The organism is Burkholderia sp. AU28863 (assembly GCF_002223195.1).
Classification (GTDB): Bacteria; Pseudomonadota; Gammaproteobacteria; order Burkholderiales; family Burkholderiaceae; genus Burkholderia; species Burkholderia sola.
This window is the reverse complement of sequence record NZ_NKFE01000008.1, coordinates 490,768-508,455: the sequence shown is the minus strand read 5'-3', so window position 1 is coordinate 508,455 and position 17,688 is coordinate 490,768. Positions and strand designations below refer to the sequence as shown.

The window sequence follows — 17,688 nt, the reverse complement described above, 5'->3', positions numbered from 1 at the left end:
CTAACGCTACACGAGGGCCTACCGAAAATCGGCCATGTTGTGCGATGGGCCCGGTCGCTGCGGGAAATACGCCGGGTGTTGCAACTGTCAGCAGCATAAACGCGGCGCCTTGGCCGTCAGTTTATGCGTCGCCCAGAAAGGTTCGGACAGGTTCGCTCCGTCTCTCCGATTCACGCCTGTCTATCAATTCTGAAGTCCGCAGCCGCCTCCCTGATGTGTTTCCAAAGCAGATCCGCGATCGGCCCGTGCGGTAAATCGCGCCGGCGCGCTGCCGTGATTTCGACCCGCCCTCCTTGCAGATGCCGTCCGCCAATCGACGGAAGGCGTCCGTCCCGCAACTCCTGTTCGATCGGATAATCGTGGGGATGGCCCCAGGCCGCGCCCTGCATGATGATCTCCTTCTTCATCAAATGATCGCCCACCGCGCAGGTCCGCGCTCCCTCGATGAGGTAGTAGTTCGGCCGATCGATGTGACGCGCCGTGTCTCGTATCACGCATTGGACGTAGCCACGCATCTGCTCAGGCGTGATCTCGTCCGAGATGGGCAAATGAAGAAATCCCGGCGCTACAACAGGGACGAGTTTCACCACGCACAAGTCGATGTACTCGAGCCGAGGATCGGCTTTGTCGGCGTGAATCGCGCCGATACCCACATGCGCGAGGGCACATGGCCCGAAGCGGCCGAGATCAGCGGAATCGAGTGCGCCGGAATCGTGAAGGCTGATCCGGACGGGCGCCTGATTCCGGGACGCGGGCAGGGGATCCGGTGTCAGGCGTTTCGTTCGAGCAATCGAAGCAGCGATTCCTCCGTCATGTCAAGCGCCCGGCGTAGCCGGAGCCGCAGAGTTCGGAGAGACCTCGCGCGCTTTTTCGAGTGCGCTCGCAATCGAGGCGCGGCGCACCTCCTCGCTGCGTCCGAGTCCTTCCGCGACGATGAACTCGATATCTTGGACACCCATGAACGTGAACACCGAGCGAAGCAAGGTCTCGGCATGTTCGAACGCCTGATACGGGGAGCCCTCGCTGTAAACATTGCCGCGCGCCAGCGCGACGATCACGCGCTTGCCCTGGGCAAGACCGATCGGTCCGTTCTCACCGCGCGTGAAGGTCTTGCCGCGCACGACGATATGATCGATCCAGGCCTTGAGCTGGGTGGGAACCGAAAAATTGTAGAAGCCGGCCCCGATCACGACGACGTCGGTTTCGAGGAACTGCTGCACGTCCTTGCCGGCGTCGAGCGTCATGAACGCGTCGAAGGAGAGATGCGGGAGCGTCTCGCTGGCAAGATCGCGATAGGTGACATTCACGGCGTCGTTGGTTGCGACGATCCGCTCGACGATGGCGGCAGAGAGCACGCGGCTCGCCGAGTTTGCGCCCATGATGCTGGAATCGAGATGAAGCAGTTTCACTGGATGCCTCCGGTATGGATTTGTGACCGGCACTATGCTATGTAACTAGAGGCAATCCGCCAAGAACGCATATTTTTAGGACCAGGTCAGATGGATATGCCTGCCTCACCGGGCGTCAGCACCCAATGCCATCAGGTCGGCAAGGTGCTCGCAATCGTCGGCGACAAATGGACAGTGATGATCGTCAGAGTGCTGGTCGAGCAGCCACGCCGCTTCAACGAGATCAAACGGACAGTCGGCGGCATCTCACAGCAGATGCTTACGCGTACCCTGAGGGCACTCGAGCGTGACGGCATGGTCAGCCGCACGGTCTACCCGACGGTGCCCCCGCAAGTCGAATATGCGCTGACGCCGCTCGGACAATCCCTGGCGGTGCCGGTTCGCGCACTCGGTGCGTGGGCGGGCGAGCATCTCGAAGAGATCGAGAACAACCGGGCACGCTATGATCAGGGCAAACAGGCTCGCAGCGAACGAGGTGGCTCAGAGCCGGCCTGACGTTCTGCGGGAGACGACGGCTCGCATCGTTCGAAGCGCTGATGGTGCCTGGGTTCGTCAACTGTTTGGCGCCGGCGCGCATAACGAACGAATTTCAATATTAATCGGGCCCCGTTGTCATACCCGGATTCAGATGTCGTAGCGCCAGCTAAATTCAGATGTCGCATATTTCATCGGCCTTTCCATCATTGAACGTTGAAGCGCCGAGTCTGAAGCAGCAGGGCGCTGACGTTCACCCGCGGGCCTTCGCAGACCGCCGCTCAGTTTCTGCTTTTGACGCAACTTCCAGAATCGCCGTTTCCATGTCAGCCACCGTGAACCGGCGGGGTTTCTTCGTGCCGGGTTGCAGTGCTGCACAGGGTGACCCGGTGTATCGGGCCGCCGATCAGCTCGGCAAGTTGCTGCGCACGCTTTTCTTGTGCGACTACTTCAGTAACGCAGCGTTCCGCCGGGAGCTGCATACGCTGCTGAATCGCGGCGAGTCGGTCCACCAGCTTCAGCGTGCGATTTACACTGGTCGTGTGGCCCCCGAGCGCGGCCGACGCCGAGATGAAATGGTCGCGATCTCGGGGTCGTTGACGTTGCTGACGAACCTCGTGATCGCGTGGAACACGCAGCGCATGCAGGCAACGGTCAACGACTGGCGTGACTTTGATTTCCACGCAATTTTCCGGTTAGGGCGAACCCGGTTGTATGCGGCCTCGCGGACTACCAATAAATATTGGTTTTCATTCAAATGGTTGCTATCTGGTTGCCGAGCCGGCGCTTTCCGGGCCGATCGTCGAAAACGCGGAACAAGAAATTAAAGTCGGGATAGTCAGGACTATGTTCCCATTCATTTTGGATATTCCCTGAACACGTGGATCGGATTGTCGACATGCGTGATTCAAGGCTATTAAGACGGGCGTTGCCCTTCTTTGCGCAAAGATCCTGTCAGATGACGAAGTTCGTCCAGCAGTTTGACGGCGGGCGTGGGTAGCGTGCCTCGCCTGCGCCGAAACGCCGTCAGAGTGCGTTGCGCATCCAGGCCTTCGATATCCAGGGCGTCGATGACGCCGGCTTTGCTTTCAGTGTCGTACATGGGTTCGGCCATCCAGGAGACAAAGCCACATCGTGCTACGAGGCTTTTGAGCACGGTGACCGAACGGGTCTCGACCGCGATGGCGGGCATCGGCAGACCGCGGGCCTTGAAGGTTTCCTGCATGTGGGCATAAGGTCCGGTTCCCTTGGGCGTGAGTGCCCACCGTTGTGTCAATGTGTCATCGAGTCGAAGACCGCGCTTCGCGCGCAGCGGATGATCGGGTGCCGCGACCACGAAACTCCTGTCGGTCCATGAACAATCGGAGAGCGCAGCGACATCCTCGGTTTCCACTCCCGATGTGCATAGCGCCAGGTCGATTTCATAAGCGAGCAAGCCCTCGACGAGACGATCCCACACGCCTTCGATCACCTCGACGCGCAGATTGGGCCATTTCTCGAGCACACATGCGATGGCCATCGGTAAGACGAGGCTCGCTATGCTGCCCACCGCGCCAACCTTGATCACCCCCTTCGCCAGGCCCCGCATCGCGTCCAATTCCTCGCGCGCCTGTTCAGCCTCCCTTTGCAGCGACATCGCATGCGGCATCAATGCTTCGCCGAGCGCGGTCAGTTGCATCCCTTTGGTGTGGCGCTCGAAAAGCGGCGCCCCGACGGATTCCTCGAGCCGCTTGATCGATCTGCTCAGCGCCGGCTGCGTCATGTTCAGTATGGTCGCGGCTCGTCCCAGGCTACCCGCGGAGACGATCGTGGTGAACATCATCAACTGCTGCAGATTGAAACTCATCGTGACGAACCAGGATTGAAAGGGGTGAAGGGAGCGAAGGCGATCCCGGCTCGCCAGCGCTGGCTAGGTGTCTTCCCTGAACGGAATCGCCGTGCCCGCTCAATGCGGCTGCCACCGAGCCCGTGATGACGCCGGAAAACCTTGGCCAGCAAGGCTTCGGGGCGAAATGGGGGCATCCGGCAAGCTGATCGAGCATGCCAAAATGTAATGACTTTTAGCATATTTTGCAATTTTCAAACAAGGCATTGAATCCCATACTGCGGCTCATCCAGTCACCGCCAGCCTGAGTGGCGAACCGCAGAGGATTCGAGATGCAACGAAACACAAGTGGGCAGCCGACCGTTCGCGATGCCGTCGTGGACTTGATGCGGCGCCTCGAATTGACGTCGGTGTTTGCCAATCCCGGCTCGACCGAGCTACCGATGTTCCGCGATTTCCCGGAGGACTTCCGGTACGTGCTCGGGTTGCAGGAGGCGGTCGTGGTCGGTATGGCGGACGGGTATGCTCAAGCGACCGGCAATGCCGCCCTTGTTAATCTGCATTCGGCGGCCGGTGTCGGCAACGCGATGGGCAACATCTTCACGGCCTTCAAGAACCGGACGCCGCTGATCATCACGGCCGGCCAGCAGGCCCGTTCGATCCTGCCGTTCGATCCGTTTTTGTCGGCCTCGCAAGCAACTGAGCTGCCACGGCCCTATGTGAAGTGGAGCATTGAACCGGCGCGTGCCGCGGATGTTCCGCTGGCGCTCGCCCGTGCTTACCACGTGGCGATGCAGGAGCCGCGCGGCCCGGTGTTCGTTTCCATTCCGGTCGACGATTGGGACCAGCAGGCCGACTTCGTCGAGGTGACGCGGGTCAGTACCCGGTTCCGTCCCGATCCAGTACGGATCGCGGAGATCGGCGATGCGCTGGACAATTGCAAACGGCCGGCCATCGTCGTCGGCGCGGAACTCGATCGTGCCGATGCCTGGAGCGAGGCAATCCAGCTGGCCGAGCGTCATAACGCGCGGGTTTATGTCGCGCCGATGTCGTCACGCTGCAGCTTCCCTGAAGATCATCGTCTTTTCGCCGGGTTCCTGCCCGCGATGCGGGAAAAAATCGTTCGGATTCTGGACGGACATGACCTGGTCTTCGCCGTCGGGGCGCCGGCTTTCGCGTATCACGTCGAAGGCAGTGGGCCGCATGTGCCCGACGGCGCGGCGTTGTACCAGCTCATCGACGATCCGGCTACCGCTGCGTGGACACCGGTCGGCACGTCGGTGGTGGCGAACATTCGCCTGGGGCTCGCGGACCTGCTCGCCCGTCCGGCACCGCAAGGCCGGCCTCTGCCGGCGCCGCGCGAGGTCATCGAGCGAGCCGAGCCCGCAGCAGTGATGTCGGTTGCCTATGCGTTACAGACGCTGTCCGAGGTCCGCAACGCAGCGGATATCGTGGTCGAGGAGGCGCCCAGTTCACGCCCCGTCATGCAACGTTATCTGCCGTTCACGCGCAGTCAGACGTTCTACACGATGGCAAGCGGCGGTCTCGGCTACGGCATGCCCGCCGCGGTGGGCGTGGCCCTGGCCAAACCCGGCAGCCGCGTGATCGGCCTCATCGGCGACGGCTCGACGATGTATTCGCCGCAGGCGATCTATAGCGCGGTCCAGCTCGATCTTCCGATCACATTCGTGATCCTGAATAACTCGCGCTACGCCGCCTTGCAGGAATTCGCGCCCGTGTTCGGCTTCGCCGCGTCGGATCCGGTACAGGGCACCGACCTCCCGGGGCTGGATTTCGTTTCCCTGGCCAACAGTATGGGATGCGAAGGCGTTCGAGTGAGCGACGCGCTGTTGCTGAAGCCCGCGCTGGAGGACGCGTTGTCTTCCGGAAAAACACGCGTCGTCGAAATTGTCGTGGCCTGACCGCGAGTTGGTGATTCGGCAGGCCGGTTTCCAAGAATATTCCAGGAGACGGTAATGAACCAGGTATTGATGTTGATTAACGGCGAGCGTGCGATGGCTCGCGATGGCGCGACATTCGAGCGCCGCAACCCGCTCGATGACACTGTTGCCTCGACGGCGCCGGCCGCGACTGTCGCCGATGCACAAGCGGCGGTGCAAGCGGCGGCCGCCGCGTTTCCCGCATGGTCGGCGATGGGCCCCGGCGAACGACGCGCGCTACTGAATCGGGCCGCGGATGCGCTCGAAGAAAAAGGCGACGCTTTCGCGCTAGCCATGGCAACCGAAACGGGCGCATCCCGCCTGTGGGCGGATTTCAACGTCAAGCTTGCGGCCGACGGGCTGCGTGAAGCGGCTGCGATGATCACGCAGATTTCGGGCGAGGTGATTCCGTCGGACGTGCCGGGCAGTCTCGCGCTCGGCGTGAGGCAGGCCGCTGGCGTCGTGCTCGGGATCGCACCGTGGAACGCGCCCGTCATCCTCGGCGTGCGTGCCATCGCGTTGCCGCTCGCGTGCGGCAATACCGTCGTGCTCAAAGGCTCCGAAACCTGCCCCGCGACCCACGGCCTCATCATCGAGGCGCTGCAGGACGCCGGACTGCCGCGCGGCGTCGTGAACTTCGTCACGAACGCGCCGGCGAATGCGGGCGACATCGTCGAAGCGATCATTGCCGAGCCGGCGGTCAGACGGGTGAACTTCACAGGTTCGACGCGCGTCGGCCGCATCGTCGCGACCCAATGCGCGAAATATCTGAAGCCTTCGGTACTCGAACTCGGCGGAAAGGCGCCGTTTCTGGTGCTTCACGATGCCGATATCGAAGCTGCCGTTCAAGGCGCGGCATTCGGGGCGTTCGCCAATTCCGGCCAGATCTGCATGTCGACCGAACGCATCGTCGTCGACACGAAGATCGCCGATGAATTCGTCGCGCGACTGGCGGAAAAGGCGCGAAGCCTGCCGCTTGGCGATCCGAGAAAAGGGCCGGCCGTGCTGGGCTCCGTCGTGGACATGGCGACCGTCAGGCGGTGCAACGACCTGATCGACGACGCGCTGGCGAAAGGCGCGACGCTGGTATGCGGAGGGAAAGCCGAGACCACGCTGATGCCGGCCACATTGCTCGATCACGTGACGGCGGACATGCATATCTACCGGGAGGAGTCGTTCGGGCCCGTCAAGGCGATCGTTCGCGTCAATGGCGACGAAGAGGCCATCGCATGTGCAAACGACAACGAATATGGTCTGTCCGCGGCAGTCTTCAGCCGTGACGTCGCGCGGGCGTTGACGGTAGCGAAGCGTATCGAGTCCGGGCTTTGCCACGTCAATGGCCCGACGGTTCACGACGAGGCGCAAATGCCGTTTGGCGGGATGAAGTCCAGTGGTTTTGGGCATTTCGGCGGCAAGGCGGGAGTCGCGGAATTTACCGATTTGCGCTGGATCACCGTGCAAACGACGTCTCGTCACTATCCGTTCTGATTGCTGCCGCGGTCAGCGCGCGTGTTTCTCGCCATGGATGCGGTCGGCTTCCGGATGGTGGGCACGAACACAATAACAACCCGATACCGTTGAGACGCCTTCGCTCCTGGAACGACGAGCGATCGGCTTAAGGAGACTGCAATGCCTGTCATCAATTTCGAGTCGTCGCTCGATCGCACCTGGTTCGAGTCCGACCGTCACGTCGGAAAACGCATTACGCAGGACCGCGATTCGGACTTCGCCCGCCGGGCCGGGGGAGCGAAATGAACGATCGCAATCCGCGTCTGCCGACCGTAGACATCGGCCGCACACTTGATGATGGACCGTTCTCGGCGTTCCAGCGAATGGTCGTCCTGCTCGCCGCGCTCGCGATCGTGATGGATGGATTCGATGGGCAACTCATCGGATTTGCCATTCCCAGCCTGATCAAGGAATGGGGCATCACGCGCAATGCATTTGCGCCCGCCGTTGCCGCCGGTCTCGTCGGCATGGGTATCGGCAGCGCGTTCGCCGGGCTTTTCGCGGACCGGTTCGGTCGGCGCTGGGCAATCATCGGGAGCGTGCTGGTATTCGGCCTGGCGACGAGTTCGATCGCGCTATCTCCGGACGTCATGACCATTGCGATCCTGCGTTTCTTCGCAGGACTGGGTATCGGCGGCGCACTGCCGAGCGCGACGACCATGACGGCGGAATTTACGCCTGCTCGCCGACGAACGCTCGCCGTGACCGCAACCATCGTTTGCGTACCGTTGGGGGGCATGCTTGCCGGGTTGTTCGCGAGCGTCGTGCTGCCTCATTATGGCTGGCGCGGCCTCTTTCTGATTGGCGGCACGCTTCCCGTCGCGCTGGCGTTCCTGCTGTATTTCGTCATGCCGGAATCGCCACGTTATCTGGCCCGCCGTCACGAACGTTGGAACGAACTGCGTCACCTGCTGACCCGCATGTCCCGCTCGATTCAGCCGGACGCCGTGTTCGCCGATCAGAAGGAGCAGAAGGCAGGGCAGCGTCCAGGCTTTCGTGCGCTGTTCGCCGACCATCAGGGCCGAGACACGCTGGCAATCTGGGTCGCTTTCTTCATGAACCTGGTCGCGGTCTACAGCGCATTCAGCTGGCTGCCGACGATGCTTGCAGGCGAGGGTCTCAGCCCTTCGGTGGCGGGTTCGGGGCTTACCGCCTACAACCTCGGCGGCGTACTCGGGGCAATGGGCTGCGCAGTCGCGATCGGTCGGTTCGGGTCGCGCTGGCCTTTGCTCGTGTGCTGCCTGATGGCATCCGCGAGCGCGCTTTTTCTGCGCGGTCTCGACGTCTCCGCCCACACGACGCTGCTCGTGTTCGGCATCGGTTTGCACGGTCTGTTCGTCAACGCGGTTCAGTCGACGATGTATGCCCTTTGCGCGTATGTCTATCCCACTGAGATTCGCGCGACCGGGACCGCATCCGCGCTCGCGTTTGGGCGGCTCGGCGCGATTCTCAGCGCGTTCGCGGGGGCCTTCGTGATCACGCAGGGTGGAGCGTCTGCGTACCTGGGCATGCTGGGGGGAGCGATGGCGATGGTCTTTATCTGCCTGATGATCGTGCGTCGCCATATTCCGCCCATCAAGGGCGTCTGAGATTAGTGTCGAGGGCGACATATGTTACGAGCTCCGCGCAGAGCACGTAACGACGTCGCTCATGTTCAACCGAATGACGGAAAGCGTCTGACAGTACCTTCAGTTGGAGATAGCATGCGCACTCAAGTAGGCATTATTGGCGCCGGTCCTGCCGGCCTCCTTCTCTCTCATCTTTTGCATCTGAAAGGTATCGAGTCCGTCGTGCTCGAAACCCGCGGACGCGAGCAGATCGAATCGACGATCAGGGCGGGTGTACTCGAGCAGGGGACGATGGACCTGCTTGAAGCGTCCGGTGTCGGTGAACGAATGAAGGCGGAAGGTGCGTTGCATCACGGCTTTGAACTCGCGTTCGACGGAAAGCGGCGGCGCATCGACCTCAAGGCGTTGACCGGGCGGGCCATCACCGTCTATGCGCAGCACGAAGTCATCAAGGATCTGGTGGCGGCTCGCGTTGCTGCGGGCGGCTCTATCCTGTTTGGTGTCGCGGATGTCTCGATTCACGACATCGACACGTCAGCCCCGTCGATACGGTTCATGCATCAAGGGCAATCGCATACGCTGAACTGTGATTTCGTGATCGGATGCGACGGTTCGCAAGGGGTGTCCCGTTCGGCGATTCCCGAGAGCGTTCGGCGCGATTTCGAGCGCGTCTATCCCTTCGGCTGGTTCGGCATTCTGGTTGAAGGTGCACCGTCCGCCGACGAACTGATCTATGCACGTCATGATCGTGGCTTTGCATTGGTCAGCACCCGTTCGCCGACGGTTCAGCGTATGTATTTCCAGTGCGACCCGAAAGATTCCGTCGATATGTGGTCCGACGATCGGATCTGGGCCGAAATGCACGCACGCGTCGACTCCGCCGATGCTCAGCGCGTTGTCGACGGGAAGATTTTTCAGAAGAATATCGTCGGCATGAGAAGCTTTGTCTCAACGACGATGCAGCATGGCAGGCTATTTCTTGCCGGTGATGCCGCTCATATCGTTCCGCCCACCGGAGCAAAAGGTCTCAACCTGGCAGTCTCCGACGTACGAATCCTGAGCGGTGGACTGGACGCGTATTACCGGACTGGCGATGAAGCGCAACTCGCTGCGTACAGTCAGTCCGCGCTGAAGCGGATCTGGCGCGCGGAGCATTTCTCCTGCTGGATGACCCGCATGATGCATCGCCTCGACGATGCCTCGCCGTTTGAACAGCAGTTGCAGGTTGCCGAACTCGAACATGTGACTACGTCCGAGACTGCGGCGAGGTCCATGGCGGAAAACTATGTCGGCAGCGTTGTCGTTTAGCTTTCGGTGCCGTTGCTCGGTCGTCTTCCGGCTCGGACGATCGACGGAGACGCGCGAAACCGGCGTGCAGTGCGTCTCGTGCTTTTTGCATTACGACTTACTCTGACAGTACTCCAATCATGACAACAGGATTTCCCGGAATTTTCTCCGTCAGCGACTATCGTGACGAAGCCAGACGGCGGCTGCCGCGCATGGTGTTCGACTATCTGGAAGGCGCGGCGGACGATGAATCGGGATTGACGCATAACCGTTCGGCGTTCGACAGGTTGCAGTTGTTGCCGCGCCGGCTGTCGGATGTCAGCACGCGAGAGCAGTCGGTGCCGCTTTTAGGGCGGCGGATTCCATTACCGCTGGTGATCGCGCCGACGGGCCTCAATAGCGCGTTCTGGCCGAAGGGCGACCTCGCACTTGCGCGCGCAGCGGGCAAGGCCGGTATTCCGTTTGCGCTATCGACGGCTTCCAACATGTCCATCGAAGAGGTGGCAAAAGGGGCCGACGGAGACCTTTGGTTTCAGCTGTACGTCGTTCATCGCAACCTCGCGAAGAGTCTGGTCAATCGTGCCCGTTCGGCTCGCTATTCGACCTTGATCCTCACTGCCGATGTCGCGGTGAACGGCTTTCGCCGACGCGATCTTCGCAATGGCTTTGCCATGCCGTTCAAGGCAAGTGCACGTGCGGCAGTCGACGGACTGTCGCACCCGCGCTGGCTTTGGTCCTATCTGATGAACGGCATGCCGGAGTTGAAGAATTTCGCCACGGACGATGCATCGGACACCGCCTCCCAGGCGGCGATTCTTCGCCGGCAGATGGATGCGAGCTTCAGTTGGGACGACCTGCGCCGTTTGCGGGACGAATGGCCGGGCAAACTCCTCGTCAAAGGCATCGTGACGGCCGACGATGCCGCGCGGTGCGTCGCGCTCGGCGTGGACGGCGTCATCGTTTCGAACCACGGCGGCAGGCAACTCGCCGACCTGCCCGCGACGGCCGACGTGTTGCCGGATATCGTCGAGCGCACCTCGGGCACGACGGTCATTCTTGACAGCGGCATCCGGACGGGGACCGACGTCGTCAAGGCGGTCGCGCTGGGGGCCCACGCCGTGATGCTGGGGCGCGCCACCTTGTACGGGCTGGCTGCCAGAGGGGAAACCGGCGTGAGCGATGTCATCGACATGATCAAACGGGAAACTGACCGGACGCTCGCGCTCATCGGTTGTCGCTCGATGGGCGAGCTCGATCGCAGCTATATTTCGAAGCGGCCATCATAGGTAACTGCGCATTGACGGCGGATTCTGGATGCGCAATTGTTCGGGGTAACACTCCCGCGTATTTGCCGCCGGAACCTTGTGCCATGAATCAAGTGACGACCACGGATCATTACCATCGCGACGACCGGCTTTTGGCATGGGCGGATCAGGTTCGGGCCAGTTGCGTCCCCATGGTTTTCAGCACCAAATCCGATCAGGGATTTCGTGGCGAGATTTCCAGCGTGAACACCGGCGGAGTGTGTGTGTCGCGGATCTCGGCGGTCGATCACGTCGCGGCTCATGACTGGGACGACGTGCGGCGCACGGCGGACGACTACCTGCTCGTGTCGATCCAGATCGAGGGGCGAGGTGCACTCGAGCAGGATGCCCGCACTGCGTTCGTCGACCCTACAGACATGGTGCTGTTCGACTCATCGCGCCATTTCGTCTGGCATTTTTCCGGACAACACTACACGATCCGCTTTCCCCGCCAGGCGCTGGAGAAACTGGTGCCGTGCGGCCGGCAGCACACCGCGGTGCGTATTCCTGCGGCTACCGGGATACGCCGTATCGCCGCGGACCATATCGCGTCGCTGCACCGAGTGCTTTCGTCAGACAAAGGCGCGATGACCGCTTGCGAGAGGCTTGGCGATGTGTCCGCCAACCTGGTCGCGCTGGCGTTGGCGGATTATTTCAACACGGTTCCGCTGCCCAGATCCAACGTGAAAGAGATGCATCTGCTTCGGGCACGTGCGTTGATCAAGGACCGGATTCACGAACCGGAACTGGGACCCGAACGGATCGCCGATGAACTGGGGGTGTCCAGCCGTTACCTCTACCGGCTGTTCGCCGAGGTCGGGGAGTCGATCGGCGAGACCATCTGTACGGCCCGACTCAACGGGTGCGGCGAGTGGCTTCGGCAACGTGCGTACGCAAACCGCTCGATTACCGATATTGCGATGGCATGGGGTTTCAATAATGCATCGCATTTCAGTCGCACGTTTCGGCGTCACTTCGGCATGTCCGCGCGCGACTACCGTGCGAAGCACCGCAGCGCTATTTGAATCGCCCTGAGCGGGCTGCGCGGCGATCCCACCGGCTGGCAGCATAAGTAAAAATCCTGTTCTGTCAGAGTCAAGCGTCCGCCATATTGGCCCCGGACACTTCCTCTACAACGTTGCGGGCGTCCCGTCCCGCGAGTCGTGGAGGAGTATCTTGGCTCTCAACCATCCCCAATATAAGGCGGCTGTCGTGCAAGCCGCCCCGGCGTTCCTTGATCTTCAAGCCGGAATCGAAAAGTCCATACGCCTGATTGAAGAGGCGGCGCAGGCCGGCGCCGCCCTGATCGCATTCCCCGAAGTGTGGCTGCCGGGCTACCCGTTCTACATCTGGCTGGGTACACCGGCCTGGTATATGAGCAAAGGCTATGTTCAGCGATATTTCGACAACTCGCTGAGCTACGACAGTCCGGAAGCCGATGCACTGAGGGACGCGGCGAGAAAAAACCGCATCACGGTGGTGATGGGACTCTCGGAGCGCAAGGGCCATTCGTTGTATATCTCCCAATGGATCATCGGCCCCGACGGAGAAACCCTCCTGCAACGACAGAAACTCAAGCCTACCCACCTCGAGCGGACGGTCTTCGGTGACGGGGAGGGCAGCGGCCTGACCGTAATCGACAGTCCGTTGGGAAAGCTCGGCGGGCTTTGTTGTGCCGAACACGTGCAGCCTTTGACCAAGGCCGCCATGTATGCGCAAGGCGAACAGGTCCACGTTGCGGCCTGGCCAAGCTTCTCGCTCTATGAATTTGCCAGCGCATTGAGCCACCAGGTGAACAACGCGGTTTCGCGGACGTATGCCGTCGAAGGAGGTTGCTTCGTCCTCGCGCCTTCGACAGTCGTGACCCAGGAAATGGTCGAGAGCCTTTGCGACACCGAGGACAAACGTCAGCTGTTGCGGGCAGGCGGTGGCCATAGCGTCGGATACGGGCCCGACGGGGCGGAACTGTTCGACAAGATCGACGAAACCGCGGAAGGCCTGCTCTACGCCGATATCGATCTCGGCATGCAATCGCTTTCGAAGTGCGTTTTCGATCCGGTGGGGCATTACTCGCGGCCTGACGTTCTGCGGTTGCTGATCGACCGGCGAGCGCGCCCCCCTGTCGCCGAGATTTTCGACAGAGCGCCTGGGGAGGAGGTTGCCGATGATCAGACTGCATCGGACAACAGCTGCCCGTCCGAGCCAGCGAGAAGTGGCGGAGATCGGTAGTGGGACCGCCGGACTCGCCATGTCATTCGATGGCGAGCCGGTTGGAGACTTCGTGTCGCTGCCGTGTGGGCTTGATGCCGATTAAGGTGGGATGGCTATTCTTCGAAGCGGTGACCATCAAGTCAAGACGATATAGTTAGGATGTCGATATGAACTACAAAGAAAATAGAAGCTACGAATGGAAGATGGTCGTCTTGCTTGCGGTGCTGTTCGGCATCGTCGGTCTCGACCGTCTGGTCATCGTGTACCTGTTCCCGGTTCTTCTGCCGGAGCTCAAGCTGAACAACACGCAGGCCGGCGCCATCGCGTCGGTTCTCGCGCTGACCTGGGCGATTTCGACTTGGGTGCTCGGGAGTTTGTCCGACCGCCATGGGCGTCGCAAGATCCTTCTTGGGTCGTCAATCTTCTTTTCGGTGATGACCTCCTTTACCGGCGTCGCCAAGTCGTTCCACAGCATGCTGCTCGTGCGAGGCCTCCTTGGCGTGGGCGAGGGTGGCGTGTTCAGCGCCAGCGTTGCGACCATCGACGAAATATCGACGCCGAGCCGGCGCGGCCTGAATCTGGGCATTCATCAGTCGTTTTTCCCGCTTCTGGGTATCGGCCTCGGGCCGATCATCGCTACCCAGCTCGTGATGCACATGCACTGGGAGTGGGTGTTTTTCGTGCTCGGCATCCCGGGGCTTTTGCTGACGTTCCTGATCGGCAAGACCATGCGCAAGACGGGGGCCGGTCGCGACAAGCAGGTCCGATCCGCATCGGGCGGCCCGTTGACCGTGCTGAGATACAAGAACATCTGGTTGACCACGGTCATCGGATCGCTGTTCCAGACGGGCCTGTTCGTGTTCTCGACGTTCGTCGCGCTCTATCTGACCAAAGTGGTGGGCCTCAGCCTCGGTACGGTCGGCCTGATCATCTCCGGATGGGGTTTCGGCGGGTTCATCGGGATGATCGCCGTTCCGGCGATATCGGATCGGCTCGGGCGCCGTATCGTGCTCGTCGTCTCCGCGACCTGCTATGGCCTCCTGATGTTGGCGTTCGTGCTTTGTCACGCTTCCCCGATCGTGATGTTCGCCAACCTCTTTGCTGCCGGGATTTGTGGCTTCGGGATCGCGCCGCTCTTTCTTGCCGTGATTCCTTGCGAATCCGTACCGTCGACGCTGACCGGCTCCGCCGTGGGCGTTCCAACCGCTGTCAGTGAACTCATTGGCGGGGTCCTGATGCCGGTGGTGGCAGGCGGGCTCGCCGACACGTTCGGCCTGGGTTATCCGATGCTGATCGTCGGGTGTGTGTCGTTGGTGAGCGCGTTCGTCGGGATGTTTCTCGACGAAACGGTGCCCGCGGCGACGTCGAAGCATGCCGTCTCGAACATCGACGCGGCCTGAACGTCCGGTGATGAGGCGACGCTGGCAGGGTTGACGGCGTCGTCGTCATTTCTGACGATGCGCGACAAAAAAGCCGGCGCGCAATCTACGAAGACCGACATGCACGAGAGACGTAGATGCCAACCCTGCCGCAGCTTTCAGTCGTCGACGCAAAAGGCGCGATCGATCGACGCGAGATTTCCTGCCTGGAATACGTTCAGGCGCTGGTCGATCAACAGGCCAAAACCGAGTCGCTGAACGGGTTCGTGTATTTCAACGCCGAGGCGCTGTTGCAAGCAGCGCGGGCGCACGATGAAGCGCTCGCAGCCCGAACTGGCCGGATGCCACTTGCCGGCATTCCGTTGGCTATCAAGGACAACATCGACTGTGCGGGCATGCCGACAGCCGCTGGAACGGCAGCGCTCCGCCACGCCGTACCGCGAGCGAACGCGCCGGTCGTGGCACGCGTGATCGAGGCCGGTGCGCTGGCAGCCGGCAAAGCCAACATGCACGAACTCGCTTTCGGCTGCACCAACGACAACGGATGTTTTGGCCCGGCCCGGAATCCGTATGACCCGTCCAGAATTCCCGGCGGAAGCAGCGGTGGGTCTGCCGTTCTGGTGGCGAGCGGTGCGGTGCCGGCGGCGCTCGGCACCGACACGGGCGGATCGGTACGGATACCGGCGGCGCTGTGCGGACTGGTCGGCTTTCGTCCTACGCATGGACGCTATCCGTCCGGGGGCGTCGTACCGATATCGCCCACGCGTGACACGGTCGGCCCGATTGCCCGCACCGTCTCCGACGTGATACTGCTGGACGAGATCCTGTCGGGAAGTGATTCAGCGCTTCCCGTGATCGACGGCGAACGTGACTTTCGCCTGGCAGTCCCGTACTCGACGATGTGGGAGGGGCTGTCGCCCGATGCCCGGCCGGTACTCGAACGTGCGCTGCAGCAGCTCGAGGAAGCCGACTTCGAACTGGTCGACGTGGATCTGCGACGTTATCCGTTTTTCCGTGCGAAGAAGAACGCCACCATCCCTTTCTTCGAATTTGCCGGCGCCGTGGCGCGCTATCTGGAAGCAGGCGGCGTAGCCGTGACGTTCCCGGAGATCGTCGCCCGTATCGAGAGCCCGGATGTGGCCCGAATCGTCGGCCACATCCTGGGGGGCGGTGCGATTTCCGCGACCGAATACGCCGAAGCGCTTCTCGCGCGAGAGCAGTCGCGCACGTCGTACGTGGCGTGTCTTCGCGAAGTGGACGCAGACGCACTGCTGTTTCCCACAGTCCTGATTCCGGCCTGCAGCATCGGCGCTGAAACGGTGGTGGTCGGGTCCGAAGCGCTCGATGTCTTTGCCGCATACACACGAAATACCGAACCGGGCAGCAACGCAGGGGTACCCGGCATCACCGTGCCGGCAGGTCTGACCCAGGATGGGCTCCCGGTTGGATTGGCGCTGGACGGTGCTCCGCATTCGGATCAGCGAATTCTGCAGATCGGCAAGGAAATGGAGCGTGTCCTGTGTGCCGCGACGTTCCCGCGTCTCGACGCACCCGTTTGAACCATCCGGCAACGGCTTAACGAGAAAGGCAAGCAAATGAATCGTCGAAATGTCCTGAAGAGTATTGCGCTCGGTGCTGCAAGTGCCGCGGTGGGCGTTGGCGGGCTCGTGCCGGCATCGGTACGCGCGGCAAATCAGCCGCTGAAGTTGGCGCTGATGGCGCCGATGAGCGGGCCGGCCGCATTCTTCGGCCAAGCCTGCAAAAACAGCGCAGCGATGGCAATCGCGGAGATCAACGCGCGCGGGGGCGTGTTGGGGCGCCCGCTCGAGTTGCTGGTGGGCGACGCCGGCGCAGCACCTTCCGAGTCGGCGCAGACGGCGCTCCGCCTCTGGAAGCGCGACAAGGCGGAGGTCTTCGTCGGATCGCACGACAGTGCCGTGCGCACGGCGCTGGAAAGTCTGTTCCGAGGCCTGGTGCCTTACTTCTATACGCCGATGTACGAGGGGGGCGATTGCGCGAAGGGGACGTTCTTCGTCGGCGAGACGCCCGCGCAGCAACTGACGCCGGTCATTCCGTGGCTGACCGCCCAACACCAGATCAAGCGCTGGTTCCTGATCGGCAACGACTACATCTGGCCGCGCAAGTCGAACGAAGTGGCGAAGAAGGCGATTCAGGGTGCCGGCGCGACCGTGGTCGGCGAAGAGTACGTGCCGTTCGACGTCGACAACTTCGACGCGGTACTCGGCAAGATCCGGGACAGCAAGGCAGATGCGGTGTTCATCACGCTGGTGGGCGGCTCGGCCGTCACGTTCAACAGAAGTTTTGCGAGCTTCGGTCTCAGCGACAAGACGATCCGTTTCGGCACGATGATCGAGGAAAACACGTTGATCGGCATCGGTGCGTCCAACGCCAGGAACCTCTACTCGGCTTCCGGCTTTTTCTCGACGCCGACCGCCACGTCCGCGCAGTTTCTGGAGCGCTATCACAAGCAGTTCGGCGCTTCGGCGGTATTGAGCAGCATTGGCGAGTCGACATACGAAGGCATCCTGATGTATGACGCGATGGCCAGGAAGGCGAATGCCGTGTCGATCGGCGAGCTGACGAAGGCGTCCGATGGGGCCAGTTACAAAGGCCCGCGCGGCGTGGTGACGATGAAGTCCCGCAATGTGACGGCCGACATCTTCCTCGCGAAGGCATCGGGCGCCCGCTACGACATCGTCAAGACGTTCTCGCAACTCGGCTCGGCCGAGACCTGTGCGAGCGGAGCGGGCGCGGGTTAACG

General features: G+C 61.7%; 15 protein-coding genes and 1 pseudogene. 13 read left to right on the top strand and 3 right to left on the bottom strand.

What is annotated here, in order from left to right; translation table 11 throughout:
- Window positions 1-170: 170 nt before the first annotated feature.
- Window positions 171-653, bottom strand: a complete 483-nt coding sequence (locus CFB81_RS32120) for a LysR substrate-binding domain-containing protein (RefSeq protein WP_218829351.1) — start codon at window positions 651-653, stop codon at window positions 171-173.
- 162 nt (window positions 654-815) lie between these two features.
- Window positions 816-1,409, bottom strand: coding sequence for an FMN-dependent NADH-azoreductase (locus CFB81_RS32115; protein ID WP_089437833.1), 594 nt, complete (start codon window positions 1,407-1,409; stop codon window positions 816-818).
- Window positions 1,410-1,499: 90 nt separating this feature from the next.
- On the opposite strand from CFB81_RS32115, the gene CFB81_RS32110 reads away from it, so the two are divergent.
- Window positions 1,500-1,904 (top strand): helix-turn-helix domain-containing protein, encoded by a 405-nt coding sequence (locus tag CFB81_RS32110; protein ID WP_089437832.1) that lies wholly within the window; start codon window positions 1,500-1,502, stop codon window positions 1,902-1,904.
- Between the two features lie 347 nt (window positions 1,905-2,251).
- Window positions 2,252-2,551: pseudogene (locus CFB81_RS32105) on the top strand (Tn3 family transposase); the annotation flags it as partial.
- A gap of 248 nt (window positions 2,552-2,799) precedes the next feature.
- Here the strand turns inward: CFB81_RS32105 and CFB81_RS32100 are convergent.
- Window positions 2,800-3,729: a LysR family transcriptional regulator gene (locus CFB81_RS32100; RefSeq protein ID WP_069620461.1), complete on the bottom strand. Its 930-nt coding sequence runs from the start codon at window positions 3,727-3,729 to the stop codon at window positions 2,800-2,802.
- A gap of 311 nt (window positions 3,730-4,040) precedes the next feature.
- Here CFB81_RS32100 and mdlC point away from each other — a divergent pair, with 311 nt between their 5' ends.
- The 11 genes from mdlC to CFB81_RS32050 all read left to right on the top strand — a co-directional run bounded on the left by mdlC (window position 4,041) and on the right by CFB81_RS32050 (window position 17,686).
- Window positions 4,041-5,630, top strand: coding sequence for a benzoylformate decarboxylase (gene mdlC, locus CFB81_RS32095; protein WP_089437831.1), 1,590 nt, complete (start codon window positions 4,041-4,043; stop codon window positions 5,628-5,630).
- 54 nt (window positions 5,631-5,684) lie between these two features.
- Window positions 5,685-7,136, top strand: a complete 1,452-nt coding sequence (locus CFB81_RS32090) for an aldehyde dehydrogenase (protein WP_089437830.1) — start codon at window positions 5,685-5,687, stop codon at window positions 7,134-7,136.
- A 141-nt stretch (window positions 7,137-7,277) separates the two neighbouring features.
- Entirely contained in the window at window positions 7,278-7,403 is a 126-nt protein-coding gene (locus tag CFB81_RS36740; RefSeq protein ID WP_256122085.1) for a hypothetical protein, read from the top strand.
- Complete coding sequence (locus tag CFB81_RS32085) at window positions 7,400-8,746, top strand: MFS transporter (RefSeq protein WP_069620458.1); 1,347 nt, start codon at window positions 7,400-7,402, stop codon at window positions 8,744-8,746. Before CFB81_RS36740 ends, CFB81_RS32085 begins: the two co-directional genes overlap by 4 nt.
- 114 nt (window positions 8,747-8,860) lie before the next feature.
- Window positions 8,861-10,033, top strand: coding sequence for a 4-hydroxybenzoate 3-monooxygenase (locus tag CFB81_RS32080; protein ID WP_089437829.1), 1,173 nt, complete (start codon window positions 8,861-8,863; stop codon window positions 10,031-10,033).
- A 119-nt stretch (window positions 10,034-10,152) separates the two neighbouring features.
- Entirely contained in the window at window positions 10,153-11,298 is a 1,146-nt protein-coding gene (locus tag CFB81_RS32075) for an alpha-hydroxy-acid oxidizing protein (protein ID WP_089437828.1), read from the top strand.
- A gap of 83 nt (window positions 11,299-11,381) precedes the next feature.
- A complete protein-coding gene (locus tag CFB81_RS32070; RefSeq protein WP_089437827.1) occupies window positions 11,382-12,341 on the top strand; it encodes a helix-turn-helix domain-containing protein in 960 nt (319 codons plus the stop codon).
- A 151-nt stretch (window positions 12,342-12,492) separates the two neighbouring features.
- Window positions 12,493-13,545, top strand: a complete 1,053-nt coding sequence (locus CFB81_RS32065; protein ID WP_089437826.1) for a carbon-nitrogen hydrolase family protein — start codon at window positions 12,493-12,495, stop codon at window positions 13,543-13,545.
- 149 nt (window positions 13,546-13,694) lie between these two features.
- Window positions 13,695-14,927 carry an MFS transporter gene (locus CFB81_RS32060; RefSeq protein ID WP_218829350.1) on the top strand — a complete coding sequence of 411 codons (1,233 nt, stop codon included), beginning with the start codon at window positions 13,695-13,697 and terminating at the stop codon, window positions 14,925-14,927.
- A gap of 116 nt (window positions 14,928-15,043) precedes the next feature.
- On the top strand, window positions 15,044-16,465 hold the full coding sequence (gene iaaH / locus CFB81_RS32055) for an indoleacetamide hydrolase (protein WP_089437825.1): 1,422 nt from the start codon (window positions 15,044-15,046) through the stop codon (window positions 16,463-16,465).
- A 36-nt stretch (window positions 16,466-16,501) separates the two neighbouring features.
- Entirely contained in the window at window positions 16,502-17,686 is a 1,185-nt protein-coding gene (locus CFB81_RS32050) for a substrate-binding domain-containing protein (protein WP_089437824.1), read from the top strand.
- The last annotated feature ends 2 nt before the right edge of the window (window positions 17,687-17,688 follow it).